22 protein-coding genes, 7 tRNA genes and 1 pseudogene are annotated in these 24854 nt (G+C 72.7%); 11 read left to right on the forward strand and 19 right to left on the reverse strand.

Annotated elements, in window-relative coordinates; translation table 11 throughout:
* The first annotated feature begins 103 nt into the window (after nucleotides 1–103).
* Nucleotides 104–832: an exonuclease domain-containing protein gene (locus tag ACTWOL_RS06425; protein ID WP_474295226.1), complete on the forward strand. Its 729-nt coding sequence runs from the start codon at nucleotides 104–106 to the stop codon at nucleotides 830–832.
* A 143-nt stretch (nucleotides 833–975) separates the two neighbouring features.
* On the opposite strand, the gene ACTWOL_RS06430 is transcribed toward ACTWOL_RS06425, so the two are convergent.
* Both ACTWOL_RS06430 and ACTWOL_RS06435 read right to left on the reverse strand, forming a co-directional pair.
* A tRNA-Val gene (locus ACTWOL_RS06430) sits at nucleotides 976–1047 on the reverse strand.
* A 39-nt stretch (nucleotides 1048–1086) separates the two neighbouring features.
* On the reverse strand, nucleotides 1087–1548 hold the full coding sequence (locus tag ACTWOL_RS06435) for an SRPBCC family protein (RefSeq protein ID WP_474295228.1): 462 nt from the start codon (nucleotides 1546–1548) through the stop codon (nucleotides 1087–1089).
* Nucleotides 1549–1641: 93 nt separating this feature from the next.
* Between ACTWOL_RS06435 and ACTWOL_RS06440 the strand changes: the two genes are divergently transcribed.
* A complete protein-coding gene (locus tag ACTWOL_RS06440; protein WP_474295229.1) occupies nucleotides 1642–4152 on the forward strand; it encodes an SCO7613 C-terminal domain-containing membrane protein in 2511 nt (836 codons plus the stop codon).
* A gap of 139 nt (nucleotides 4153–4291) precedes the next feature.
* Here the strand turns inward: ACTWOL_RS06440 and ACTWOL_RS06445 are convergent.
* A tRNA-Val gene (locus ACTWOL_RS06445) sits at nucleotides 4292–4363 on the reverse strand.
* A gap of 67 nt (nucleotides 4364–4430) precedes the next feature.
* Nucleotides 4431–4910, reverse strand: coding sequence for a TIGR02611 family protein (locus ACTWOL_RS06450; RefSeq protein WP_474295231.1), 480 nt, complete (start codon nucleotides 4908–4910; stop codon nucleotides 4431–4433).
* Between the two features lie 189 nt (nucleotides 4911–5099).
* Here ACTWOL_RS06450 and ACTWOL_RS06455 point away from each other — a divergent pair, with 189 nt between their 5' ends.
* Nucleotides 5100–5513 (forward strand): SsgA family sporulation/cell division regulator, encoded by a 414-nt coding sequence (locus ACTWOL_RS06455; protein WP_003959770.1) that lies wholly within the window; start codon nucleotides 5100–5102, stop codon nucleotides 5511–5513.
* 195 nt (nucleotides 5514–5708) lie between these two features.
* A complete protein-coding gene (locus tag ACTWOL_RS06460; RefSeq protein ID WP_474295233.1) occupies nucleotides 5709–6266 on the forward strand; it encodes a CGNR zinc finger domain-containing protein in 558 nt (185 codons plus the stop codon).
* Between the two features lie 42 nt (nucleotides 6267–6308).
* On the opposite strand, the gene ACTWOL_RS06465 is transcribed toward ACTWOL_RS06460, so the two are convergent.
* Together ACTWOL_RS06465 and ACTWOL_RS06470 are read right to left on the reverse strand one after the other, a co-directional pair.
* Complete coding sequence (locus ACTWOL_RS06465; RefSeq protein WP_474295235.1) at nucleotides 6309–6461, reverse strand: hypothetical protein; 153 nt, start codon at nucleotides 6459–6461, stop codon at nucleotides 6309–6311.
* A gap of 286 nt (nucleotides 6462–6747) precedes the next feature.
* The gene (locus tag ACTWOL_RS06470; RefSeq protein ID WP_474295237.1) at nucleotides 6748–7188 is read right to left on the reverse strand and encodes a hypothetical protein; all 441 of its coding nucleotides are present in this window, start codon (nucleotides 7186–7188) and stop codon (nucleotides 6748–6750) included.
* Nucleotides 7189–7463: 275 nt separating this feature from the next.
* Here ACTWOL_RS06470 and ACTWOL_RS06475 point away from each other — a divergent pair, with 275 nt between their 5' ends.
* Nucleotides 7464–7982 (forward strand): DsbA family protein, encoded by a 519-nt coding sequence (locus ACTWOL_RS06475; protein WP_474295239.1) that lies wholly within the window; start codon nucleotides 7464–7466, stop codon nucleotides 7980–7982.
* A gap of 28 nt (nucleotides 7983–8010) precedes the next feature.
* Here ACTWOL_RS06475 and ACTWOL_RS06480 read toward each other — a convergent pair whose 3' ends face one another.
* From ACTWOL_RS06480 to ACTWOL_RS06490, 3 genes are read right to left on the reverse strand one after another with little or no spacing between them, the layout of a single operon-like run.
* Entirely contained in the window at nucleotides 8011–8856 is an 846-nt protein-coding gene (locus tag ACTWOL_RS06480; protein ID WP_474295241.1) for a GNAT family N-acetyltransferase, read from the reverse strand.
* A gap of 59 nt (nucleotides 8857–8915) precedes the next feature.
* Entirely contained in the window at nucleotides 8916–9746 is an 831-nt protein-coding gene (locus ACTWOL_RS06485; protein WP_474295243.1) for an aminotransferase class IV, read from the reverse strand.
* Complete coding sequence (locus ACTWOL_RS06490; protein ID WP_474295246.1) at nucleotides 9743–10792, reverse strand: chorismate-binding protein; 1050 nt, start codon at nucleotides 10790–10792, stop codon at nucleotides 9743–9745. Before ACTWOL_RS06490 ends, ACTWOL_RS06485 begins: the two co-directional genes overlap by 4 nt.
* Nucleotides 10793–11094: 302 nt before the next feature.
* Here ACTWOL_RS06490 and ACTWOL_RS06495 point away from each other — a divergent pair.
* The 5 genes from ACTWOL_RS06495 (at nucleotide 11095) to ACTWOL_RS06515 (ending at nucleotide 11564) form a co-directional block, all read left to right on the forward strand.
* Nucleotides 11095–11167, forward strand: a tRNA-Gly gene (locus ACTWOL_RS06495).
* Nucleotides 11168–11199: 32 nt separating this feature from the next.
* Nucleotides 11200–11273, forward strand: a tRNA-Cys gene (locus tag ACTWOL_RS06500).
* A gap of 1 nt (nucleotide 11274) precedes the next feature.
* A tRNA-Val gene (locus tag ACTWOL_RS06505) sits at nucleotides 11275–11346 on the forward strand.
* A 37-nt stretch (nucleotides 11347–11383) separates the two neighbouring features.
* Nucleotides 11384–11455 (forward strand) — tRNA-Val (locus ACTWOL_RS06510).
* A gap of 37 nt (nucleotides 11456–11492) precedes the next feature.
* Nucleotides 11493–11564 (forward strand) — tRNA-Val (locus ACTWOL_RS06515).
* A 72-nt stretch (nucleotides 11565–11636) separates the two neighbouring features.
* Here ACTWOL_RS06515 and ACTWOL_RS06520 read toward each other — a convergent pair.
* From ACTWOL_RS06520 to ACTWOL_RS06530, 3 genes are all read right to left on the reverse strand, one after another.
* Nucleotides 11637–11915 carry a TFIIB-type zinc ribbon-containing protein gene (locus ACTWOL_RS06520; RefSeq protein WP_474295248.1) on the reverse strand — a complete coding sequence of 93 codons (279 nt, stop codon included), beginning with the start codon at nucleotides 11913–11915 and terminating at the stop codon, nucleotides 11637–11639.
* 48 nt (nucleotides 11916–11963) lie between these two features.
* On the reverse strand, nucleotides 11964–12926 hold the full coding sequence (locus ACTWOL_RS06525) for a phosphotransferase family protein (RefSeq protein WP_474295251.1): 963 nt from the start codon (nucleotides 12924–12926) through the stop codon (nucleotides 11964–11966).
* A gap of 277 nt (nucleotides 12927–13203) precedes the next feature.
* Nucleotides 13204–13410, reverse strand: a complete 207-nt coding sequence (locus ACTWOL_RS06530) for a hypothetical protein (protein ID WP_474295253.1) — start codon at nucleotides 13408–13410, stop codon at nucleotides 13204–13206.
* 622 nt (nucleotides 13411–14032) lie between these two features.
* Here ACTWOL_RS06530 and ACTWOL_RS06535 point away from each other — a divergent pair.
* Nucleotides 14033–15208 carry a serine/threonine-protein kinase gene (locus tag ACTWOL_RS06535; protein ID WP_474295255.1) on the forward strand — a complete coding sequence of 392 codons (1176 nt, stop codon included), beginning with the start codon at nucleotides 14033–14035 and terminating at the stop codon, nucleotides 15206–15208.
* 11 nt (nucleotides 15209–15219) lie between these two features.
* Here ACTWOL_RS06535 and ACTWOL_RS06540 read toward each other — a convergent pair whose 3' ends face one another.
* The 7 genes and pseudogenes from ACTWOL_RS06540 to ACTWOL_RS06570 all read right to left on the reverse strand — a co-directional run bounded on the left by ACTWOL_RS06540 (nucleotide 15220) and on the right by ACTWOL_RS06570 (nucleotide 24826).
* Nucleotides 15220–16038, reverse strand: a complete 819-nt coding sequence (locus tag ACTWOL_RS06540) for a TrmH family RNA methyltransferase (protein ID WP_474295257.1) — start codon at nucleotides 16036–16038, stop codon at nucleotides 15220–15222.
* 64 nt (nucleotides 16039–16102) lie between these two features.
* Nucleotides 16103–17386 (reverse strand): uroporphyrinogen-III C-methyltransferase, encoded by a 1284-nt coding sequence (cobA, locus tag ACTWOL_RS06545; RefSeq protein WP_474295259.1) that lies wholly within the window; start codon nucleotides 17384–17386, stop codon nucleotides 16103–16105.
* A 337-nt stretch (nucleotides 17387–17723) separates the two neighbouring features.
* Nucleotides 17724–18773, reverse strand: coding sequence for a nicotinate-nucleotide--dimethylbenzimidazole phosphoribosyltransferase (gene cobT / locus ACTWOL_RS06550; RefSeq protein WP_474301099.1), 1050 nt, complete (start codon nucleotides 18771–18773; stop codon nucleotides 17724–17726).
* A 60-nt stretch (nucleotides 18774–18833) separates the two neighbouring features.
* Nucleotides 18834–21356 (reverse strand): annotated as a pseudogene (gene bluB / locus ACTWOL_RS06555) (5,6-dimethylbenzimidazole synthase); the annotation flags it as partial.
* 482 nt (nucleotides 21357–21838) lie between these two features.
* Nucleotides 21839–23047 carry a precorrin-6y C5,15-methyltransferase (decarboxylating) subunit CbiE gene (gene cbiE / locus ACTWOL_RS06560; protein ID WP_474295261.1) on the reverse strand — a complete coding sequence of 403 codons (1209 nt, stop codon included), beginning with the start codon at nucleotides 23045–23047 and terminating at the stop codon, nucleotides 21839–21841.
* A gap of 73 nt (nucleotides 23048–23120) precedes the next feature.
* Nucleotides 23121–23753, reverse strand: a complete 633-nt coding sequence (locus tag ACTWOL_RS06565) for a GNAT family N-acetyltransferase (protein ID WP_474295263.1) — start codon at nucleotides 23751–23753, stop codon at nucleotides 23121–23123.
* A gap of 200 nt (nucleotides 23754–23953) precedes the next feature.
* Nucleotides 23954–24826 carry a MetQ/NlpA family ABC transporter substrate-binding protein gene (locus tag ACTWOL_RS06570; protein WP_474295265.1) on the reverse strand — a complete coding sequence of 291 codons (873 nt, stop codon included), beginning with the start codon at nucleotides 24824–24826 and terminating at the stop codon, nucleotides 23954–23956.
* Between the last annotated feature and the right edge of the window lie 28 nt (nucleotides 24827–24854).

Genomic DNA, 24854 nt, shown 5'->3' on the forward strand with positions numbered 1-24854 from the left:
CATCTGTGTTGTCACCCGCCTGCGTACCGCGCAAACAGTGCGGGTATCACCGGTTCGGGCAGGGGATCACGCCATCTGCCCGGCTTGGGCGAGGAGTTCGGGGATGACGCGATGGTATGAGGGCCCCCTGGCCGCATTTGACACCGAGACAACAGGCGTGGACGTCGAGGGAGACCGGATCGTCTCCGCTGCGCTGGTCGTCCAGGATTCAGCGGGTGGACGTTCACGCGTCACCACCTGGCTGGTCAATCCGGGCGTACCGGTGCCCGCGGAGGCCACCGCCGTCCATGGCCTCACCGAGGAACACCTGCAATGCAACGGCCGCTGGCCCGCTCCGGTCATGGAGGAGATAGGGCGGGCGCTCGCCGAGCAGTGCGCGGCGGGCAGACCGCTCGTCGTGATGAACGCGCCTTTCGATCTGACTCTGCTGGACCGCGAACTGCGGCGCCACCGTGCCTCGTCACTGGCGCACTATCTGGAGCACGTGTCGATGTGCGTCCTGGATCCGCGGGTCCTCGACAAGCATCTGGACCGCTACCGCAAGGGCCGGCGCACACTCACCGATCTCTGCGCCCAGTACGAGGTCCCGCTGGACGGGGCGCATGACGCCGCGGCCGACGCGACCGCGGCACTGGAGGTCGTACGGGCCGTGGGGCGGCGGTTCGCGGCGCGGCTCGAGCGGCTCTCGCCACCGGAGCTGCACACGTTGCAGGCGGTGTGGCACGCGGCGCAGGCGCGGGGCCTGCAGGCGTGGTTCGCACGCAACGGTTCTCAGGAGGCGGTGGATCCCGCGTGGCCGCTGCGTCCCGAAATGCCCGCGCGGGCGGCCTGAGCCGCCCGGCTCCCCGGCCCTCGTCCAACGGTCCGTGAGACAACCGATGGCAGCGAAGGGAAGGCGCGGGCGATGACCGGGGCCCAACCAGTTCCGGAACGCACAGAGGCCGGTCCGTCGGATGACGGACCGGCCTCTCCCGGTGGGCGATACTGGGTTCGAACCAGTGACCTCTTCGGTGTGAACGAAGCGCTCTCCCACTGAGCTAATCGCCCGGGAACGCACTGAACCATACAGGTAGCGGCGGGTTTCCTTCAAACTCCCTTCGGGGCCCGAGCCAGATACGCGCTGAGCCCGCGCCGCCCGGCACGCATCATCGCCGCGTGGTTGGCCCGGAACACCGGACGGCCGACCAGCGCCAGGCGCCGCATCAGCGGACGGTGCACCACCACGTCCTGGTCGTAACGGGCCCGGGTGCCGCCGCGGGCGTCCGGCGTCAGGGTCCAGCGCGCCCAGCCGTCGAGGTCTCCCGTCAGTTCCGCCTCCAGGATCCCGGCCGCGGGTTCCCGCCGGGCGCTGCGTGCGGTGACGACGAGGTCGTACGGGAGGAGGGACCGGAAACGGGCGGTGCCGGCGCACTCGTCGAGCCGGGTGACCTCGCGTACCTGGGGCCACCAGCGCGGGTAGTCCTCCACCCGCTCCAGCACGGAGTAGACGTGTGCGGGCGGCGCCTGCAGCCACCAGACGCTGTGGAAGCGGTAGCGGTGCCAGTCCATGTCCCGAGTGTGCGCCCTGTGCGGTGTACTCACAGACCATCTGAGTAGCCGCGCGCATGACGGCGCCCCGTGCCGCTCACCACACTGCCCGGCATGGAGAACGTGCTGCCGCCGGCCGACGAACTGCGGCTGCTCGACGGCGAGCTGGCCCGGATCGAGGCACGGCGTACCCAATTGCTGCACCGGCGGGCCTGGCTGGTGCGGACGCTTCAGGCCCTGGAGCCGCAGGGTCCCGCTGCCACGGGTGCGGGGAACCCCGCCGGGCGGGTGGGGGCCAAGGGGGCGGTGTGGCCCGTGGGCCCCGCCCCTGAGACCTCGCCGCCGAGTGCGCAGAATGTGCTGCTCGCTCTGGGCGGGATCCTGCTGACGATCGCCGCGATCGCCTTCACCGTGGTCAGTTGGGGGCATCTGGGCATCACAGGGCGCTCCCTGGTGCTCGGTGCGGTGACGGTCACGGCCCTCGCGGCGCCCGCCCCGCTGCTGCGGCGCGGGCTCACGGCGACCGCGGAGGCGGTGGCGGTACTCGGTCTGGTCCTGACGGTGCTGGACGCGTACGCCCTGCACCGCGTGGCGCTGCCGGACACCGGCGCCGTGGCATACGCGGCCGTCGCCTCCGGTGTGCTCGCCGCGCTGTGGGCCGGGTACGGGACGGCGCAGCGCGCCCTGCGCACCCCGTTGCCGGTGGCCGTCGTCGCCCTTCAACTCCCGCTGCCGCTCTGGGCTCTGGGGGCGGACGCGAGCCTGTCGGTGACGGCCTGGGCGACGCTGGCCACGGCCGCCGCCGACATCGCCGTCGCGCTCGTCGCGAAGCCGGCGGCGGTCCGTGCGACGGCGATCACAGGAGCCGTGGTCACCGGCGGCTGGTCGCTGCTGGCGGGCGGCTCGCTGTCCCTGACGGCGGACTCTCCCGTGCGCGCCGTGGGACCGGGTCTGCTGCTTCTGGGGGCCTGCGGTCTCGCGCTGGTCGCCGCATTGCGGTCGCCGTCGTCGGCCCCGGCGACGGCGGCGGTGGCGGGGCTCGCCGCGGTCGCGGCGGTGGGCGGAGTGGTGCGTGCGACGGTGCCGGCACCATGGGCCGTGCCCGGTTACCTGCTGTGCGCCGTCGCCCTGCTCGCCGCCCTGCGGACACGGGCGCCGGGCGGCGTCCGCGCGGGTTTCGGCACCGCTGCCGGACTGGCCCATGCGGCTTCGGTGCTCTGGGCGCTACCACCGGTGGTGCTCGCTCTGCTGCACCCGCTCTCCGGTCTCGGAGCGATCTGGTCCGGCGCCCCCGTCCCGATGGCGGCTCCCTACGGGCTGGCCGCCGCCGTGGTCGTCCTGGCCGCCGTGGCCGCGGTGCTCGGGGCGGGGCCGCGGCTGCTCCCGGACGTCCCGTTGCCCCGGGCGGCCATGACCTGTGCGGCACTCGCCCTGGCCTGCTGTGCGGCGTTCGCGACGGCCACGGCGAGCGCCCTGCCCTACCCCGCGGTGGTGGCGGTCCGGCTCACGGTGGTGGCTGCCGTGCTCGCCGTCGCCGTCGTGGCCGGCCGTGGCGTACGGGGACGTGCGGCTGCCGACGGTGCCCGATCCGCCATGGTCGACGGCGCCCCCGGCCCCGGTACGGCCCCTGGTTCCGTGCCTGCCCCCGGCCGGGGCGCCGGGAACCCGCTCGCCGTCACCGCTCTCGTCTGCGGGTCGGCCGCCGCACTGGGGGCGGCCCTTTCGGGCCTGGCCACCCGGCCCGCCACCCTCGTCGTGCTCGCCGTGCTGGGTGTCCTGTCCGCCGCGGTGGCCGCGGCGGCACGCGGATCCGTCCGCACCGTGCAGGCGTGTGCCACCGTCCTGTGGGGCACCGCGCTGGCCGGAGCCGCCGCTGCCGCCGCGGGTCTGCCCGCACACCGGGTCGGGCTCGCGCTTCTGGTGGCGCCCGCCGCCACCGCGCTGTTCGGGGCACGGCTGCGCTCGCACCCCCTCACGCTCCCGGTCGAGCTCACGGGCGCCGCGGCCGGGCTGTTCGCGATCGGTCTCGCGGTGCCGCACACCCCGACGCTGGCGCTGGTGCTCGCCCTCGGGGGCGTCGTGGCCGCGGGCACGGCGGTGCGCAGCGAGCGCCGCCTCGTCGCCGGATATCTGTCCGCGGTGCTGTTCATCGCGGCGACATGGGTACGGCTGGCCGCGTCGGATGTCTCGGCCCCGGAGGCGTACACCCTGCCGGTGACCGTTCCGGCGCTGGCAGTCGGGCTGCTGCGCAGGCGGCGGGACCCGGCGGCATCGTCCTGGACGGCGTACGGCCCCGGTCTGGCCGCGACCCTGGGGCCCAGCCTGTTCGCGGCCTGGGGCGACGCTCACTGGCTGCGTCCGCTGCTGCTGGGGGCGGCCGCACTGGCGGTCACCCTCACAGGAGCCCGGCTGCGTCTGCAGGCCCCGCTGGTGCTCGGCGGACTGACGCTGGCCCTGGACGCCCTGCACGAGCTCGCCCCGTATGCGGTCCAGGTCGCCGGTGCGCTGCCCCGCTGGCTGCCCCCGGCCGTCGCCGGCCTGCTGCTCCTGGTGGTCGGGGCCACCTACGAGCGTCGGCTGCACGATGCCCGCAGGCTGCGCGACACCCTGAGCCGGATGCGCTGAGCCGGATCCTGGACGACCGGCTCACCGACCCGGGGACGCGTCAGGGGCCGGCGGCCGGGCCGGGCCGGCGCTAAGCCGAACGGGTGAAATACCGAAGGCCTCGGAGACCGTGGTCTCCGAGGCCTTCGGCTCCGGACGGTGGGCGATACTGGGTTCGAACCAGTGACCTCTTCGGTGTGAACGAAGCGCTCTCCCACTGAGCTAATCGCCCGGGCGCACGGCAAACATTACCCCATGTCAGGGGCGCTCTTTGACCATCGACCGAGCGGTGGGCGCCGCTACTCGTCGATCTTCCAGGGCATCACGATCCCGAACTTCCAGAGGTAGATGCCGAGCAGCACGCCGATGATCACCAGGCCGACGACGGTCAGGATGATGTTGCGTCTGCGGACCTTGGGGTCGAGGGCCCGCTGTGCCGCCTCGGTGACCTTCCGCTTGGTCCAGCGCAGCACGAGCTGTGCCCAGACGAACTCGGTCGCCCAGATCGCCATACCGCCGAAGATCACCAGCCAGCCGGGACCCGGCAACGGCAGCATGATCACGCCCGCCACGACGACGGCGAGGCCCACGATGAACACGCCGACCTGCCAGCTCAGATGCAGCGTGCGGCGCGCCTTCACGAATTCGGGCGCCCGGGATCCCAGCGGCCGCTCGGATGCCTCCCCGGCAGCGCTCACGCCCTCGGTCACGTCCCCCGTGACGGGAGCGGGGGCCATCGTCGCGGCACCCCTCTCCCGCTCGTCACTCTCCGCATTCATGGAGCCCAAAGTACCTGACAGGGCCTGCCGCGGGAATGACCACAGGGTCGTAGATCGGACTCCTCCGTACGGGGTACCCGAAGGATCACAAAACAGACAGAGGGGTTTACATCGGCACCGTAGGTGGCATGTCGATTTCGCCGACGTGCGAATCCCCGAGCGCACACTGAGCGAAAGGCCCTGGCGCTTATGAACACCACGGTCAGCTGCGAGCTGCACCTGCGCCTCGTTGTGTCGAGCGAGTCCTCACTGCCTGTACCCGCGGGCCTGCGGTATGACACGGCCGATCCCTATGCCGTGCACGCCACCTTCCACACCGGAGCCGAAGAGACGGTCGAATGGGTGTTCGCCCGCGATCTTCTCGCCGAAGGGCTGCACCGGCCCACCGGCACCGGCGACGTCCGAGTCTGGCCATCGCGCAGTCACGGCCAGGGTGTCGTCTGCATCGCGCTGAGCTCCCCGGAGGGCGAGGCTCTGCTAGAGGCCCCGGCGCGGGCCCTGGAGTCCTTCCTGAAGCGCACCGACGCAGCGGTGCCGCCCGGCACCGAGCATCGCCACTTCGATCTGGACACGGAGCTCTCGCACATCCTCGCCGAGAGCTGAGCCGGACCGAGAGCTGCTCGGCGCCGTCCGACTCGGGGAGACGGCGCCGCGCGAAAATCGCGGCACACAGCACACGGCGGCGCCGTCACGGCGGGATCATCACCCGCGGTGACGGCGCCGTCGCGTTCGTGTGCGAGACGCTAGAGTCAGCGCAATTCGGCGGGCGCCCGCCCGCAGCAGGCCAGGGAGCGAATCGTGCTGATCCCCCACGACACCCGCATTGCCCTCGACACCGTCGTCGATCTGGTGAACACCGCGCCGGAACGTGCGGGGAACGACGAGATCAAGGACATCCCGTCCCTGTACGAGTTCGTACGAAACCACAAAGTCAGTGGCGTGGGTGAGCTGACCGACGCCGACCTCGGTGCCGTCCGGGACGTACGCAACCGCTTCACCGAGATCTTCGCGGCGCCGGACCCGCGCGCCGCGGCGGAGCTCATCAACCAGCTCGTGGCAGCGGCGGGCACCACGCCCCAGCTGACGAACCACGACGGCTACGACTGGCATGTCCACTACTTCGCGCCCGGCGCCTCGGTCGCCGACCACCTCGCGGCCGACTGCGGCATGGCGCTGGCCTTCATCCTGGTTTCGGGCGAGCAGGAGCGGCTCCGCCGCTGCGAGGCACCGGACTGCGGGAATGCCTTCGTCGACCTCTCGCGCAACCGTTCCCGCCGCTACTGCGACAGCCGCACCTGCGGCAACCGCCTGCACGTCGCCGCGTATCGCGCGCGGCGCAAGGAAGCTGCCGGCTGATCCCCGCCGCAGCCCCAACACCCCCGGAGCGGTAGGCAGGTCTCAGAGCAGGAACAGGTCGTGGACCGCGGCCATGAGCAGCAGACAGCCGATCACGGCGAGGAAGATCATCAACGGCGGCTGAGAGAGCGCGAAAAGACAGCCACGCGGCTCGTCGGCGGGGGCGGGGGGCTGACCCCGGGAGGTATCCAGCATCTCCGGGTGATAATGGCGCAGCCGGAGTGCCGGAGATCGGGCAACACGCCCCGCGAGTCGGCGAGTTCACCGGATTCCGTGGCGCCGGACCCGGCCCCGGCCGCCAGGGGCCTCCTGAGCCGCACGTTCGCGCCGCAGTCGGCGCGACGGCCCCTGGCCCCGCGGTCGTTGCCGACCCCTGGCCTCCGACTCGGTTCCATGGCGAGGACGTTGGCGTCAGCCGCACGCACCGGTCCGCCCGCGTGGTCGCCCGGGGCGATGGCGGGCTGGAACTCGGCCGGTCGCCTCAGATGCCGTGCTTCTTGAGGATCGCCTCGATGTCGCTGAAGTCGTCGCCGTCGCCGGAGGCGGCCTGCTTGGTCTGCGCCCGGCCCGCCGGCCGCGACGGCCGTGCCCCCTTGCCCACGGCCGCGGGCGTGGACGACGGGGCCACCGCGTCCTGGCGCGTACCGGCCTGGTTCTTCTTGTCCAGCGCGCGGCGTTCCACCCGGCGGGTGGTCGAGAAGAGCACCCAGGACAGGCCCAGCACACCGACGCCCGCCCAGGCGACCGGGCTGAAGGCCGTACCGGCGAGCCACTCGACCGCACCCGTCAGCACCAGCCCGAGCGGGACGAGGGCGTACGCCGCGATCCGCGCCGCGGTCAGGAAACGCTTGCGGTACGCCATGACCGCGGCGATCCCCAGCCCGGCCGCGGACACCGCGGAACAGATGGTCTCGGCAAGCATCCGGTCCTCCTGGACGAGCGGGTCACCCCGGGCAGAGCCGTGGGGAGGGTGGATACGCCCTCTCCCTCCATCCTGCACCGCCGCGCCCGGTGCGTGCCACGGTCCGGCCCCACGTCAGGGAGATCTCCGGGACGGCCTCCTCCCCAGGTCTGGGCCGGGGAGGAGGCCGTCCGGGAACCACCCCCGGTCGGCATCGCACCGGCCCCGGTCCGGACAGGCCAGGCCCGTGCGGATCCCGTTTGGGCCGCTCCGCGCCCGGCTGGAAGACTGTGCGCATGAGCGAGACCTCCCCACAGCCGATCGTCCTGGACGTCTGGTGCGAGTTGCAGTGCTCCGACTGCCGCACCGCCCTCACCGATCTCCGAGCCCTCCGGGAACGCTACGGCGACCGGCTGGACATACGGTTGCGCCACTTCCCGCTCGAGAAGCACAAGCATGCGTTCGCGGCGGCGCAGGCGGCCGAGGAGGCCGTGGTCCAGGGGCGGGGCCGGGAGTACGCGGAGGCCGTGCTGTCCCAGGTCGAGCGGCTCGGCGCCGAGGGTGAGCCGTTCCTTCTGGAGGTCGCCCGCGAACTCGGCCTGGACGCCGAGGAGTTCGACACCGCGCTCATCGACGGCCGGCACATCCTGATCGTCGACGCCGACCAGGCCGAGGGCAAGGCGCTCGGCGTCACGGGCACCCCGACCTATGTCATCGGGGGCGAGCGTCTGGACGGCGGCAAGAGCCAGGACGGGCTGCGCGAGCGCATCGAGGAGATCGCCGACCGGCTGCTCGCGGAGCAGCGGACCGTCTGAGACCTGGACCGCCGTACCCGCGAGGCGCTCAGAGCAGCCGCTTGCCCACGTTGATGTGGGTCGTCCGGTAGCCGAGCGACTCGTACAGACGAAGCGCCGGGGTGTTGTCCGCGAAGACATGCAGTCCCAGCAGGTCCACCCCGGCCTTCGCCCTGGCGATCCGCTCCGCGAGGAGCATGAGCGCCCGCCCGTGGCCCCGGCCGCGGTGCGGCTCGGCGACCGCGATGTCGTACACGTACGCGCCCCGCTCCCCCGGCCGTATGTCGCGCTCGGCCACCCAGACGTGCCCCACCGGCGCTCCGTCCGCCATCAGGACCTCGATCCAGGTCCCGGGGGTGGCGAGCCCGTCGGGGAGCAGATCGCGATGGTCGGCCTCGGACTTCGCACGGGCCTGCTCGGGCGAAATGCCGCGGTCGACCCAGCTCCGCGCGTAGTTCTCGACTTCCGTGACCGACCAGTCCCCGAACTCCGCCTCGGTCATGGGCCGGCACTCGACCCCGCCGGGCAGCTGCGCCGGAGGGCCGGAATCCAGCTCCTTGAGCATGTTGCGGCCGTGTTCGACGTATCCGAGCGCGGTCGCCAGCCGCAGTGCGGCCTCCGCCGCGGCCGGGACGGAGGCGCTGATCCGGGTGCAGCCCCAGTCGCGCAGCACCTCCTCCGCGGCGAGCACGGCGACCGTGCCGCGACCGCGGCGCCGGTCGGGTTCGTCGATGGCCAGCGACCGCAGAACGCCGGCCGTCGGCCCGATCGCCGGATCGGTGCCGAGCTCGATACCGCCGACACGCCTGCTGTTCACGCACACGTCGTAGGTGCGCGACCGGGAGCCCCGGTCTTCGTGCTGGAGCGGCCCGGACGGCCGCAGGGTGGTGGTCATCAGGGGTTGTTCTACCTGTCCTGCGGCCGTCCGTCACCACGTTTCGCAGGCTTACGGGGTCACGGGGCCTGCGGATCCGGGTCGGCGGCCGCTCGCTCCTCGAAGATCCGCATGGCCTTGGCGGTCACCGGTCCGGGAGCGCCGGACAGCTCGCGCGCGTCGACGCGGTGGACCGCCTGCACGTCCCGGGTCGTGGACGTCAGGAAGATCTCCTCGGCACGCTCCAGGACGTCCTTCGGCAGATCGGTCTCCCGCGCCCCGGTCCACTCGACGGTCAGGGCACGGGTGATCCCGGCGAGGCACCCCGAGGCGAGCGGTGGCGTGTGCAGTTCGCCGTCGACGACCACGAAGACGTTGGAGCCCGTGCCTTCGCAGAGCCGGCCGACCGTGTTGGCGAACAGGGCCTCGGACGCGCCCTGCTCATGGGCCCGGGCGAGGGCGACGACGTTCTCCGCGTACGAAGTGGTCTTCAGCCCGCTCAGCGCGCCGCGCTCGTTGCGGACCCAGGGGACGGTGATCACGGCGGTGGTCTCGGGCCGGCGGGTGGTCTCGGCGACCGCGACGACGAGGGAGGGACCGGAGTCGCCGCGGTCGGAGCCGAGCGGGGACAGCCCGCCGGTGTAGGTGATCCGCAGTCGGCCCAGTGCCATGGGGTTGGCGTCCAGCACGGCGTCACAGGCGCGGCGCACCTCGTCGTGGTCCGGGTCGGGCAGACCGAGGCCGCGGGCCGAGCGGGTGAGCCGGTCGAGGTGCCAGGTGAGAGCGAAGGGGCGGCCCTCGGTCGCCTTGACGGTCTCGAAGACGCCGTCGCCCACGGTCATCCCGTGATCGAGTACGGAGACGACGGCGGTGCCGGGTTCCCGCAGTGCGCCGTTCACCCAGATCCTCATGACGCGGTCCTTCCCGTGTGCGCGTAGCTGCCCGACGCCAGCGCGAGCAGCCGCGATGCCTTCAGTTCGGTTTCGTCCCACTCCCGCTCCGGGTCGGATCCCCAGGTGATGCCGGCGCCGGTGCCGAAGCGGAGCACCCCGTCCGCACGGTCGATCCAGAACGTCCGTATGCCGACGGCCAGCTCCCCGGTGCGGCGGTCGGCGTCGACCCAGCCGATGCCACCGCAGTAGGGACCGCGGGGAGCGGTCTCCAGCGCGTCGATGATCCTCAGGGCGCTCGACTTGGGCGCCCCGGTGACCGATCCGGGCGGGAACGTCGCGTCCAGGAGCTGCCGCCAGCCGGCGCCGGGGGCCAGTTCGCCGCGGACCGTCGAGACGAGATGGACGAGACCGGGATGGGCCTCGACGGTGCAGAGGGCGGGGACGGTCACGGTTCCGGTGGCGCAGACCCGGCCGAGGTCGTTGCGGACCAGGTCGACGATCATGACGTTCTCGGCGTGGTCCTTCTCCAGCAGATCGCGGGCGGTCCGGCCGGTCCCCTTGATCGGTCCGGACTCCACGGTGCGGCCATCGCGGCTCAGATAGAGCTCGGGAGACGCGGTGGCGATCTCCACACCGTGCGCGGGCAGCCGGATCGTCCCTGCGTACGGGGCCGGGTTGCCGCGCGCCAGCAGCGCCGTCAGGGCGTCGACGTCGGCGGCGTCCGGGTCGGGCAGCGGCGCCGACAGCACCCGGCACAGATTCGCCTGGTAGACGTCGCCGGCTGCGATGTGCTCACGGATCCGGCGTACGCCCGCCGTGTACGCGTCCCGGTCCAGGGACGACGTCCAGTCCTCCGCGGCCGGGCCCCGCCAGCGTCCCGGGGCGGGCTCGGGCACCGGCGCCCGGCGTACGTCGCCGAAGCGGGCGCAGGTGAGGCGACCCTCGAAGTCCGCGGCGACGGCCCAGAAGCCGGACGATTCGAGGGCCCCGGGGTCACTGGTGACATCCCTGAGGTCGGTGGCGACAAGGCCGCCGAAGCGGGCCAGAGGAGCGAGGTCGTGCACGGCTGTGAGTCTATGGCGGGTGCGCCGCCTGCCGCTCAGCACCGTCTCTCCCGCTGGGCACGGGGTCGCTCGGAACCGTTCCTCCCGCTCGGCAGGGGCCGCTCGGGACCGAGGTCACACCCTGTACGGGCGGTGTACGGGCGGCGCTCCGGGTCCGCGCGGACCCTGGCGGCGGCGCACCCGGCGGTGAACCCGCCGTGACCACAGCTCAGCACGCTGCGGAAACGCGTTTTTGTGCTGGCCCGGGAATCCGCTAGAGTTCAACACGTCGCCGGGACGCGAAAGCGGGCCGGAAACGACAAGCGGACGTGGCTCAGTTGGTAGAGCATCACCTTGCCAAGGTGAGGGTCGCGAGTTCGAATCTCGTCGTCCGCTCGAAGAGGGGATCTTCCCGTCCCCCGCTCCGGGGTGGAGTGGCCGAGAGGCGAGGCAACGGCCTGCAAAGCCGTCTACACGGGTTCAAATCCCGTCTCCACCTCCAAGGACGATTAGCTCAGCGGGAGAGCGCTTCCCTGACACGGAAGAGGTCACTGGTTCAATCCCAGTATCGTCCACTCAGCACCACCCACGATCTTCGGATCGTGGTCCCGAGGACGATTAGCTCAGCGGGAGAGCGCTTCCCTGACACGGAAGAGGTCACTGGTTCAATCCCAGTATCGTCCACTCAGCACCACCCACGGCCTTCGGATCGTGGTCCCGAGGACGATTAGCTCAGCGGGAGAGCGCTTCCCTGACACGGAAGAGGTCACTGGTTCAATCCCAGTATCGTCCACAGTCCGGAGCCCCCGGCCGCCTCTGCGGCCGGGGGCTCCGTCGTTGTCCGCCCCTCCCCCTCAGGGGGAGGTCAGGAGGAGAACAGCATCCGCCCGAAGCTCTTGTGGCGGTGGTGACCGCCGTGGTGGCCGTGGTGCGGAGCACCCCACGCCGGGGCGGCCGGAGCCGGGGCGGCGGGGTACGCCTGCGGCGCGGGCGGGGCCTGCTGGGTCCACTGGGATTCCAGGCGGGTCAGCGACTCCAGCTCGCCGTAGTCGAGGAATATCCCCCGGCACCCGCTGCACTGCTCAATCTGGACGCCGTTGCGGTTGTACGTGTGCATGGGCGCATGGCACTTGGGACACTGCATCTTCGGCTCAGCTCCTCGCCGGTCGGTCGGTGTGCTCGGATGCACACCCTACGACGGGCCGATGTCGTCCAACTCGGTCGGGAGGGCCGCAATTCGGGCACAGGCCTCGATCATGAGGAGCTCCACCTCGTCGGGCTCCCGGCCCTCCGCCGCGCCCCTGGCGAGGCCGAGGGCTGCGGTCTGGACGGTCAGGGCCCGGGCGGCGACGTCGAGTTCGGACCAGGGGTCGTGGGGAGCGGGCGGGACGGCGGGGCCGCCGGCCGCGCGGTAGGCGCCGAGGAAGCGGGCCCAGTCGTCGGGCGGCAGCAGCCCCGCCGCGAACCAGGCGGCGGGACGGGCGAGATCCCAGGAGGGGTCGCCGAGGCCGAGGTCGTCGACGTCGATGAGCAGCCAGGGGCCGCCCTGTGCGGGGTGGCGGACCAGCTGGCCGAGATGCAGGTCTCCGTGGCAGAGCCGGGCCGGGCCGGGCATCGGGGCGTCACCACGCGCCCAGGCAGGCAGGGTGCGCCACGCCTCGAGCACGGTCCGAGCCGCGGGATGGTGCGGGAGGCGCGCCACGGCCGCAGCGGCCTTCGCGGGGCCGCGCATCACGGGCAGCGGCCCGGGCAGTCGCCCCGCCTCCACGCGGTGCAGCCTGGCCAGGAGCACGGCGGCGGCCTCCCAGGGGGCGTCGTCCGGTGCGGTGGGATCGACGGGGCTCCCGTAGGGCCAGGCGGTGACGAGGCGCCCGCCGACCGCGGCGCCCGAGTGGTGGATGGGCGCCAGCAGAATCCCCTCGAGCTCCGGATGCGCCGCAACGGCGAGTCGCCGCCGGTGCTCGTCGGGATCCGTCCCCGGGGCATGCGCTTTGGCGACGGCCTGCCCATGACGTACCACGACTCCGTCGTCCCGCCGGGCCAGCACATCGGCGTCCCGCCCGCAGGCCCGGCACGAAGCCTGGCCGGGCACATGCGCGGCCGCCCGCGCCGTCTCCGAAAGCGCACGCACCAGCGTGGCGTTGCCCTGGTCCACCGGGCGAGCGTACGCGGTGACCGGTACGCCCCGGAACGCCCCGGCCACACCGGATCAGGGCGGAGGAGCATTGCAGAGGGGCCGCGGAGGGCCCCGGTTCGGTAGGAACGCCGGCTCGCGGCACCCGGGCAGGACCTCGCCGACCCCGAAGAGGCGCCGGCCGGCCAGCTCCCCAGCTGGCCGGCCGAGCGCGTGTCGTCCGCCGCACCCCCGTCCCCACGGGGTTTCGGGTGGGATGTCCCCGACCCGGGCCGCTCACCCGGGTCCGGGGCGCCGCTCAGCGCCCCAGCATCACGCCCACGGACGACGCCTGTGTGACCACTGCCTCCCAGCCGCCGAAGACGACGACGAGCAGGGTCGCGAGAGGGAGGACCATCGCCGTCGCCACCAGCGGGTGGCGGTGGGCGGACGGGCGGACACCGGACACGGCGATCGCCTTGCGCCCCCGCGAGCGGATCATCGTCCGCGATGCCGTGTACGCCATGGGTCCTCTCCTGTCGTAGTCGGCAGCGGCGGATGTCCGACCTCGGGGGACGAGTTGTGCACCCGCCGCTTGACCACAACATTAGGGACGCGGGTGACTCCGGTCGTCATGCCCGCGTACCGAATCCCGGGCCTCCCGGAGGATGAGCCGGACGCCGGCGAAGTACTCCCCTGGGTGGAGATCGGTACCCGGGGCCTGGGGGTCTTCCCGGAAGGGGCCCCCTCCGGAGCGGGGCCGGGGTGCGCACCTCCGCGGGCTGCCCCGAGGGTGCCTCGATCGCGTGACTTCGGTCACGTAAGCCGTTCCGCGTAGCGGGGACCGGCCTCCGGCGCACTGTCCGGATCGGCGAGCCGTTCGAGGGCGGCGGCCGGGCCGGTCCGGCGGCGGCGGTGACAGCCGGCACTCCTCGATCGGCCCAACCGCCCTTCTGCAGCGCCCCCTTGGACGGCCGCGTTCCCCGGAAGCCCCTGGACTGCGGCACCCTGACCGTCCCTCAACTGTCCCCGGTGGGCACTGACGATCGATCGAGTGCCGAGGGCGCGGCCTATGAGCACACCGGCCTACGGGTACGTAAGCTGTGCCACGTCAAACGGACAGGGACAACCGGCCGGCGGGGATGGACATGGCGATGATGCGGCTGCGGCGCGAGGATCCGCGTGTCGTCGGCTCGTTCAGGCTGCACCGGCGGCTCGGCGCCGGCGGGATGGGCGTCGTCTACCTCGGTTCCGACCGCCGCGGCCAGCGCGTCGCACTGAAGGTGATCCGGCCCGATCTGGCGGAGGATCAGGAGTTCAGGTCCCGGTTCGCCCGCGAGGTGTCCGCCGCCCGGCGGATCCGGGGCGGCTGCACGGCCCGTCTGGTCGCGGCCGACCTCGAGGCCGAGCGCCCCTGGTTCGCCACCCAGTACGTCCCCGGTCCCTCCCTGCACGACAAGGTCGCCGAGGGTGGCACTCTGTCGGCGGCCGAGACCGCGGCGATCGGGGCGGCTCTGTCCGAGGGCCTGGTGGCGGTGCACGAGGCCGGGGTCGTCCACCGCGACCTGAAGCCGTCGAACATCCTGCTCTCCCCCAAGGGGCCGAGGATCATCGACTTCGGGATCGCCTGGGCGACGGGGGCCTCGACGCTCACACACGTCGGCACCGCCGTGGGCTCGCCGGGCTTCCTCGCACCCGAGCAGGTGCGCGGTGCCGTGGTCACACCGGCGACCGACGTCTTCTCACTGGGGGCGACGCTCGCCTACGCGGCGACCGGCGACTCCCCCTTCGGACACGGCAGTTCCGAGGTCATGCTCTACCGGGTGGTGCACGAGGAGCCGCAGCTGAACGGCGTACCGGACGCGCTGGCCCCACTGCTGCGAGCGTGTCTGGCCAAAGAGCCGGAGCAGCGCCCCAGCACACTGCAGTTGTCGATGCGGTTGAAGGAGATCGCGGCACGCGAGGCCCAGGGGCTGCCGGTACTGCGACCTCCGGCGCAGCGAGAGCGGATCGAGCAGGACCTGCCGTCCGGACGGCAGACCGTGCGGTACACGGCGCGCAACACCCAGGGGCAGCGGCGTCCGGGACCCGCCGGTGAGCGGGGACCGCGCCCGTCGGGTCCGCGTACGGGAGGTTCGCGCCCCGTGCCGTCCCGGGGCGGCACGGGAGCCGGGCGCACGCCGTCCCGGCCGGGTGTGCGCACGACGTCCACCGGGCGCAGGCCCGCCAATCCGCGGCTGCTGCGTCAGAGGATCTTCGTGTTCGTGGTCGTGACGCTCGTGGTGGCGCTCGGGATCACGGTGGCGCAGGGGCTGAGGGGCTGAGGACCGGGTCTTCAGCCGGCGGGGCGCCCCGTCGCCACCGCGTAGAAGGCGACCGCTGCCGCCGCACCCACGTTCAGCGAATCGACGCCGTGCGCCATGGGGATGCGCACCCACTCGTCGGCGGCAACCAGGGCCTGCCTCGACAACCCGTCACCTTCGGCGCCGAGCATCAGCGCGACCCGGTCGAGGCGGTGCGGCGCCGCCTCGTCGATGGGTGACGCCTTCTCGTCCGGTGTCAGCGCGAGCAGCTTGAAGCCCGCCTCGCGCACCGCCTCCAGGTCCTTGGGCCAGCTTTCGAGCCGGGTGTAGGGAACGGAGAAGACCGCGCCCATCGAGACCTTCACCGAGCGTCGGTAGAGGGGGTCGGCGCAGTCCGGCGAGAGCAGCACGGCATCCATGCCGAGCGCGGCCGCACTGCGGAAGATCGCGCCCGTGTTGGTGTGGTCGTTGACCGATTCCATGACGGCGATCCGGCGGGCACTGGACAGCAGGTCCTCGGCGGACGGCAGCGGCTTGCGCTGCATCGAGGCGAGGGCGCCACGGTGCACGTGGTAGCCGGTGACGCGTTCCGCGAGCTCGGGGGTCACGGCGTACACGGGCGCGGGAAGCTCGTCGATGACGTCCCGCATGACGTCCACCCACTTCGCCGAAAGCAGCATGGAACGCATCTCGTATCCGGCGTCCTTGGCCCGTCTGATGACCTTCTCGCCCTCGGCGATGAAGAGGCCCTCGGCGGGCTCGCGCTTGCGCCGGAGCTCGACGTCGGTCAGGCCCGTGTAGTCACGCAGGCGCGGGTCGTCGGGGTCTTCGACGGTGATGAGTTCAGCCACAGGGTGATACTGCCTTGTCCGGGTGGTGCTGCCAACGGCACGGTCGGATATGGGTTACCGCTGGTTACTGATGGGGGTTCGTGCCGACGGAGACCACGTCCCCGATGACGATGACCGCGGGGGGCCTGACCTCGTGCGTCCGGACGGCTTCGGCGACCGTCGCGAGGGTCGCGTCGACACGGCGCTGGGAGGCGGTGGTGCCCTCCTGGATCAGGGCCAGAGGGGTTTCCGGCGCCCTGCCGTGCGCCACGAGCGCCTCGGCGATCGCACCGATCTTGTCGACGCCCATGAGGATCACGAGCGTGCCGCGCAGCCGGGCGAGCGCCTGCCAGTCGACGAGGGAACGCGCGTCGTCGGGGGCGACATGGCCGCTGACGACCGTGAACTCATGGGCCACCCCCCGGTGGGTGACCGGAATGCCCGCCGCAGCGGGGACCGAGATGGAGCTGGAGATCCCGGGCACGACCGTGCAGGCGATGCCGGCTTCCGCGAGCGCCTGGGCCTCCTCCATCCCGCGGCCGAAGACGAACGGGTCGCCGCCCTTGAGGCGGACGACCGACTTGCCGGCCTTCGCGTGTTCGATGAGGGCGTTGTTGATGGCCTCCTGGGCCATGAAACGGCCGTACGGGATCTTCGCCGCGTCGATCACCTGTACATGCGGGGGGAGTTCGTCGAGCAGATCGCGGGGGCCGAGACGGTCGGCGATGACGACGTCGGCCTCGGCCAGCAGACGGCGGCCGCGGACCGTGATCAGGTCGGGGTCGCCGGGGCCGCCTCCGACCAGGGCGACGAAGGGTGCCCGGGTCCGGTGGTGCGGTGCGGCCAGGGAGCCGTCCCGGAGGCCCTCGACGATGGCGTCGCGCACGGCGGCGGAGCGCCGGGGGTCCTTGCCGGTGAGGACCGCGACGGTCACGCCCTCGCTGCGGCCGGTCGCGGGAGTCCAGGCGGTGGCGGCTTCGGCGTCGTCGGAGCGTACGCACCAGGTCCTGGTGCGCTCGGCTTCGGCGGACGCGGCCTCGTTGGCGGCCGGGTCGCCGGTGGCGACGAGGGCGTACCAGGTGTCCGCCAGATCCCCGTCCTGGTAGCGGCGCCTGGTCCAGGTGATCTCGCCGGTCTCCGCCATGGCCTCGACCGACGCGGTGGCGGACGGGGAGATCAGGGTGACATCGGCACCGGCCGCGACGAGTGCCGGCAGGCGTCGCTGGGCGACCTGGCCGCCGCCGATGACGACGACACGGCGCCCCTCGAGCCGGAGTCCTACGGGATAGGCGGGGCGCACGGCGCTCTCGGCCTGGTCGGCGTGCTCGGCCTGCTCGGCGTGCGGGGCGCTCTCGGCGTGCTCGGCCATGGCGGTGCGGCTCCTCGGTGCGGCGGTGCGGGCCGCTGCGACGGTGAAGCGGCTGGTGGGGACGGGGATCACTTTACGGGGGCGCGGGCGGGGAGCGCGTGTGCGATTCCCCGCAGGGGGCTCTCCGGCCGGGCCTCGGCAGCACGCGTGGTCCGGCTCGGCCGCCGCCGTCACCCCGGGTGCGCAGTCGAGCCCGCCGCAGGCAAGGCGCGGTCCCCCCTGGCCCCAGGGCCAGGGGGAGAACCCACTCCCCAACGAGCGCCCCGCACCGGCGGCGGCCTCTAGGTCCTGTCCGGGCGACGCGTACTTCTCAGTGACGCCTACTTCTCGGTGACGCCTACTTCTCGGTGACGCCTGCCGAATCGAACGTCGCCACCTCGTGCATCGCGCGGGCCGCGCTCTGCACCAGCGGCAGCGCCAGCAGCGCGCCCGTACCCTCGCCGAGCCGGAGGTCGAGGTCCACCAGGGGCCGCAGACCCAGCTTGTTGAGCGCGGCGACATGGCCCGGCTCGGCACTGCGGTGGCCCGCGATGCACGCGGCCAGGGCCTCGGGCGCGACGGCCCGTGCGACCAGGGCGGCGGCGCCGGCGGAGACTCCGTCGAGGACGACCGGCGTACGCAGCGACGCGCCGCCGAGGATGAAGCCGACCAGCGCCGCGTGCTCCAGACCGCCGACGGCGGCGAGGACGCCGACCGGGTCGGCCGGATCCGGCCGGTGGAGCTCCAGGGCCCGCCGGACGACATCGACCTTGCGGGCGTGCATCTCGTCGTTGATACCGGTGCCCCGGCCGGTGACCTCCGCCGGTTCGACCCCGGTGTACACGGCGATCAGCGCGGCCGACGTGGTGGTGTTGGCGATGCCCATCTCGCCCGTGAGCAGCGCCTTGTTGCCCGCGGCGACCAGGTCGCGGGCCGTTTCGATGCCGACCTCGATGGCGGCGACCACGTCCTCCCGGCTGAGCGCCGGCCCGGTCGTGAAGTCGGCCGTACCCGGGCGGACCTTCCTCGGCAGCAGTCCCGGGGTGGCCGGCAGGTCGGACGCCACACCGACGTCGATGACGCACACCTCCGCACCGACCTGGTTGGCGAAGGCGTTGCACACCGCTCCCCCGCCCAGGAAGTTGGCGACCATCTGGCCGGTCACCTCCTGGGGCCAGGAGGTGACGCCCTGGGCGTGCACCCCGTGGTCACCCGCGAAGATCGCGACGGCGGCGGGCTCCGGAATGGGCGGCGGGCACATCCGGGACAGGCCGGCCAGCTGAGCGGAGATGATCTCCAGCATGCCGAGCGCGCCGGCGGGCTTGGTCATCCGCTTCTGCCGCTCCCATGCCTCGCCGAGCGCCTTGGCGTCCAGCGGGCGGATGTTGGAGACGGTCTCCTGCAGCAGATCGTGCGGATCCTCGCCGGGCAGGGCGCGGCGGCCGTACGTCTCCTCGTGGACGACCCAGGAGAGCGGACGGCGCTTGGACCAGCCCGCCTGCATCAGCTCGGGCTCCTGGGGGAACTCGTCGACGTATCCGACGCAGAGGTACGCGACGACCTCGAGGTGCTCGGGCAGTCCCAGGGCACGGACCATCTCGCGCTCGTCGAAGAAGCTGACCCAGCCCACTCCGAGGCCCTCGGCGCGCGCGGCGAGCCAGAGGTTCTCGACGGCGAGCGCGGAGGAGTACGGGGCCATCTGCGGCTGGGTGTGCCGGCCGAGGGTGTGACGGCCGCCGCGGGTCGGGTCGGCGGTCACCACGATGTTGACCGGCGTCTCGAGGATGGCCTCGATCTTGAGTTCCTTGAACTGCTTCGCCCGGCCCTTGGGCAGCGACTTGGCGTAGGCCTCGCGCTGGCGCTGGGCGAGTTCGTGCATCGTGCGCCGCGTCTCGGCGGAGCGGATGACCACGAAGTCCCAGGGCTGCGAGTGCCCGACACTGGGCGCGGTGTGCGCCGCTTCGAGGACTCTCAGGAGCACCTCGTGCGGGATGGGGTCACTGCGGAAGCCGTTGCGGATGTCGCGGCGCTCGCGCATGACGCGCAGGACCGCCTCGCGTTCGGCGTCCTCGTAGCCGGGCGCGGGCGCGCCCGCCGTCTCCGCGTCCGGGCCGGTGCCGCCGGCAGCGGTGGCCGTCTCGGTGTTCGCACCGGCTTCCGCGTTCAGGCTCGACTCGGTGTGTGCGCTGCTCTCGATGTTCGCGCTCGTTTCGGTGTTCACGCTGGTCCCGGTGTTCGCGGTGTTCGCGGTGTTCGCGGGGATCTCTTCGGCACTGACCGGCTCCACAGGGGTGACCACCTCCACAGGGGTATCCCCCTCCGCAGGGATGACCGGCTCCACGGCGGGCGTGGCGGCTGTCTGCGGTTCCGCCGCTTCGGCTCGCGGCGCGGGCTCTGCCGCCGGTGCTTCCCGGGGCTCGCCAACCGGGCCGTCCGCGCTGCCGTCACGCGGCGCGGGCACCACGACCGAGGTCGCGTGCTCCGGCGGTACCGCCGCTGCGTGGTCGTCCGCGACCTGCTCGGGCGCGCCCGCCTGCTCCGGAAGGACGATCTGCTCGGCGGCGACCGGGGTCTGGCCGACGGGCACGGCGACCGGCTCGGGCTGGGGCACGGCGACCGGCTCGGAAGCGGGCCGCAGCGCATCGGACACCGGCTCCGTGGGCTGCGGTCCCGGCACGACGGCCACAGGCTCCCCGACCGCGGACCCGGTCGTCGCCGGGTCGGCCGCGACGGGCTGCGGCGGCACGGGGTGATCACCCGGCACGCCCGCCGTCGCGGTCGTCTCCTCGGGCTGCGCCGTCACCGCTTCGGGCCGTGCCGTCAGGTCCGTCAGCGGTGCGGCAGGGGTCGCGCCGGCCGGAACGACGGCCTCGGCGGGCACGAACTGCCCAAGGTCCGCGGACTCGAAGGCCTCGGGAGCCATGGGGACCGGCTCGGCGCCGCCCGCTTCGGCAGGGGCGGGCGTGGCCGCCGGGACGACCGTTTCTGCGGGCGTGGTGAAGGACGGCACCGGTACGGGGGTCCAGGGCGTGGCGCCCTGGGAGGCACCGTCGCCGTGCTGCGCCACGGCGAAGTCCACCGGTTCCTCACGAGGGACGTCGAGGTACTCGGGACCCGTCGTCGGCGGGCCGGACTGGCGCACGGGGATGGGGTGCGGCGGCGTATGACCGGTGCCGGCGCCCGCGGGTCCGCGGTCCGCCAGCGAACGCACGACGCCGCCGGTGGCGTCCGGCACGGGCGGGCCCATGTGGAGCGGACGGCGTCCGGGGGGCGGCGTGGGGGTGGACGTCGACGGCGGCACCCGGACGGCACCGAGGTCGAGCGAGCCGGAGTCCCTGCCGCCCGCTTCGTGCGCCCCCGTCTCGTGCGCCCCGGTCTCGTGCGCGGCCGACTGCTGCGGTGCGGCCTGCTGGGCGGGCACCTGCTCGGCGACGGTCTGCTGCGCCACGGGCTGTCCGGCGAGGTCCGGCTGGGCCGGCATCTGCTCGGGAACGGTCTGCTGCGGTACGGACTGCCCGGGCACCACCGGCTCGGGGGCGCCCGGAGCCACGGGCTCCGACATCCCCGCGGTGACGGCAGCGGACTCGTGGACCTGCGTTGCGGGCGGCATCACCGGCTGGGGCGAGGCGTACTGCACCGCGGCCCGTACGGCCGCAGCCGCGGCGTCCGGAGCCACGGACCGGGCGTCCGCAAGCACGGGCCGGGCGACCGGAGTCTGCTGCGGCGCCCCGGGAGGGGCCGGTGCGGCGGACGGGGCGAGCGGCGGCGCGGGGGTGGGGTGCCCACCCGTGGGAGCCATCGGCTGCGCATCGCTCCATGCGCCCTGAGCGCCCGGCATCAACAGCAGGTCGTCGTCATCGCCGACGGACTCGGCTGCGCCTTCGGAGGGGTCGAGGAAGGTGTACGCGCCCGGAGCGGGGATGCCCGGCTGCTCCACCATGCCTGCGTTCTCCGGCAGCCCCTCGCCCGGGATCTGGCCGGTGTCGGTCATGCGTTCCCCTCGCCCATCGGTTGTGCTCCTTCAGACCTTCGCCCGGGGCGCCCGATCGCGGCACACAGGGCACCCGTCACAACAACAACGAGCGTGTGCGCCGCGCGGCACGAAAGCCCACGGACACCAGCATTGTCGTGGTCGTTCGCGTGCCGTGGCAGCAGGATGCGCCACGGTCGGCTGTGGACTGCGCCACGTTGCGCGTCCCCCGGTCGCGCCGTACCACATCAGGGCCCAAGGCAGCCCCCTTTTCCGGACGTTGGCCGGGTTTCCCTCCGGCGTAGCCAGGGGGAGATTCGGCGAACGGCCGGCTGCGGTGCAACGATCTGCCAGCCTACCGCGCCTGGCCGTCCCGCCAGGGCCTGGGGGCGCGATCCGGTCGCCGGTCCGCGCCCGCCCGGGGGTCTCTCGGCGGCTCTCGTCGCGCGGGGTGTTCACGGGCGCGCCGGACGGACGCGGGCCCCTTCCGCCACGGCGATCCGTCAGCCGGACCCCAGCTGCCCCGACAGCAGGAAGACGACCGAGCGCTCACGCTCGGACCAGTCACGGGGATCCAGCTCCACGGACTGGAGCAGGGCGCACTCGACGGTGTAGCCGCCGTCGGCGAGCGCCGTTCCCACCGCCTCCGCCTCGTCACGGGTGGATGCGTGGGTGACGATGCGCTCGGGACGGCGGTCGGCGCAGGCGGTGACCACCGGAACGCCTCCGCCGCCGATGCGCACGACATCGGGTTCGGAGAGCCGCTCCAGCACATGCGGAGCGCGCCCGTGCACGGTCTGCAGCTGGACTCCGTGCCGGCGGGCGGCCGCGTCGGTGCGGATGCACGCGGCCGGGTCGGCGTCGACGGCGATCACCGCCGCGCCGAAGCGCGCCGCGTCCGCGGCGAGCTCACCGCTGCCGCAGCCGATGTCCCAGACGAGATCGCCCAGGCGCGGTCCGAGCCGGGCGAGCTGGGCGGCGCGCAGCCGGACCGACTCGCCCTCTGCGGCCGGCGGTCCTTCCGGCCCCGGGGCGAGCGCCCAGCCGCGGACCGCGGACGGGTATCCGGGTTCTCTGCCCGCCACCCAGCCTCCGCCGGACACCGCCGCGGAACCCCCGATGACGATCACGACGTTGGGGTCGCGCCAGCTGTGGTCGGCGACCTTGTCGGAGGTGAGCACGGTGACCTGTTCGCGTTCGGTGCCGAGCTCCTCGCAGATCACGAAGGTGCGGTGGACGCCGTCGAGCAGCAGGGCGAGCTCGGCCGGACCGGCACCCGGGGAGGTGAGCACGGCGACCTTGGGGTGCGCCCGGCAGACGTTGACCGCCCTGCGGAGCGTACGTCGCTGGGCGACGACGATCTGGGCGTCGTCCCAGGGCATGCCGGCCCTGGCGAACGCGGCGGCGACCGACGAGACCGCGGGGACGACCTCGACCTCGAGCCCGTGCTGGGGTGCACGCAGAATACGTACGACGCCGAAGAAGCCGGGGTCGCCGTCGGCCAGCACCACGGGGCTGCCACGGTGTCCCGCGATCCTGCGCGCTGCCAGGTCGACGCTGCCGAGCCGTATCCGCTCGGCGTTGGCGGGCACCTCGGGGAGCGCCAGGTGGTGGGCCGCTCCGGCGACGAGGGTGGCGGCGGACAGGGCGGATCTGGCGGCCGAGGTCAGGGGGGAACCGTCCCAGCCGATCACCGTGACCCGGTCGGCCATCGTCGTGTGTCTCCCGGTTCGCTCATGGTCGCTGTGTTCGCGGCGTCGCCGCAGGTCGTGAGCGTACCTGGTCTCAGTTCCAGTCGGCGAAGGCGGAATATCCGGTTTCGCCCATCTGATCGGTGACGCCCTCCAGATCCTCGGGAAGCAGACTCCAGATGATCAGATCCGTTCGGACGTCGGCCCAGCCGCCGTCGGTGCGGGTGCGCACTATCCCGGCGTTGCGGAGCACGCCCTCGCTGATGCAGCCGATCTTCTGGGCGACCTGCTGGGAGGCGGCGTTGTCGGCCGCGGTGCGGATCTCGAGCCGTTCGAACCGCTGGTCGCGGAAGAGCCAGTGGGCGGTGGCGAGCGCCGCTTCGGTGGCATAGCCCTCCCCGCGGGCCCAGGGGGCGGTGACGTACGAGATCTCGGTCGACCGCACCGTCCAGTCGGTGTTGCCCAGCCGGATGACACCGACCAGACGCTGGGTGAGGAATTCGGTCACGGCGAGGTCCAGACCGCGACCCGCGGCGCGTTCCGTGGGCGCGTACTCGGCGATCCAGCCGCGTGCGGCGGCCTCGGTGTAGGGCTGGGGCACGGCGGTCCAGGCAGCGACCTGTTCGTCGTTCATCATCTCGGTGAGAGCCGGGGCGTCGGCGGGTTCGAGCGCGCGCAGCACCAACCGCTCCGTGCTGATGGAGATGTCCGGAAAGGTGGTAGTCATGCGCAACTCCATGCCGAGACCGTCGTAAGGGCCGTACGCGTAAAGGCCCAGCATGCAACATCGGCTGACGGATGCGCATGGCCGGGTCGGTACGCCGAAGATACGCCGAAGGCCCCGCGCACCACGGAGGATGTGCGGAGCCTTCGTCCACGCGGACCGGCCACAAGGGGCCGGTGACTGCGGCTACTTGGCGCGGGGCGTCACTTGACGGGACCGAAGGCCGGGATGACCGAGCCGGCGTAGGTGTCCTCGATGTACTTCTTCACTTCGGGAGAGTTGAGGAGCTTCGCGAGCTTCTCCACCCGCGGGTCCTTCTCGTTGCCCTTCTTGACGGCGAGGAAGTTGGCGTACGGGTTGCCCTCCGCCTTCTCCAGCGCCAGGGAGTCCTTCGCGGGCTTGAGGTCCGCCTCGATGGCGTAGTTGCCGTTGATGACGGCGGCGTCGACGTCGTTCAGGGCGCGGGGCAGCGTGGCGGCCTCCAGCTCCTTGAACTCCAGGCCCTTCTTGTCGGTGATGTCGGAGAGCTTGGCGTCGGTACCCGCGCCCGGCCTGAGGGTGATCAGGCCGTTGTCGGCGAGCAGCTTGAGCGCGCGGCCCTCGTTGGTGGTGTCGTTGGGCACCGCGATGGTCTGGCCGGCCTTGATGTCCGCCAGCGACCCGGCCTTCTTGGAGTAGAGGCCGAGCGGCTCCAGGTGGACGTTGACGACCGGAACGATGGTGGTCTTGTTCTTCTTGTTGAAGTCGTCCAGGTACGGCTTGTGCTGGAAGAAGTTGGCGCCGACCTGGCCCTGCTGGGTGGCGGTGTTCGGCAGGACGTAGTCCGTGAACTCCTTGACCTCGAGCTTGAGTCCGGCCTTCTCGGCCAGGTTCTTCCTGACGTACTCGAGGATGTCGGCGTGCGGGGTCGGGGAGGCGGCGACGACGAGGGGCTCGTTCGCCGCCGCGGCCTTGTCCCCGGAGACGGTCTTGGCGCCCGGGTCGGAAGCCGTGCCGCAGGCGCTGAGGCCGAGGGTGAGCGCGGCGGTGGCAGCGGTGGTGGCGGTGAACTTGATGTACTTGCGGTGGTTGCGCACGAAAAGTGCCTCTTTCTGGTGGTGCGTA

Source organism: Micromonospora sp. IBHARD003 (assembly GCF_056106285.1).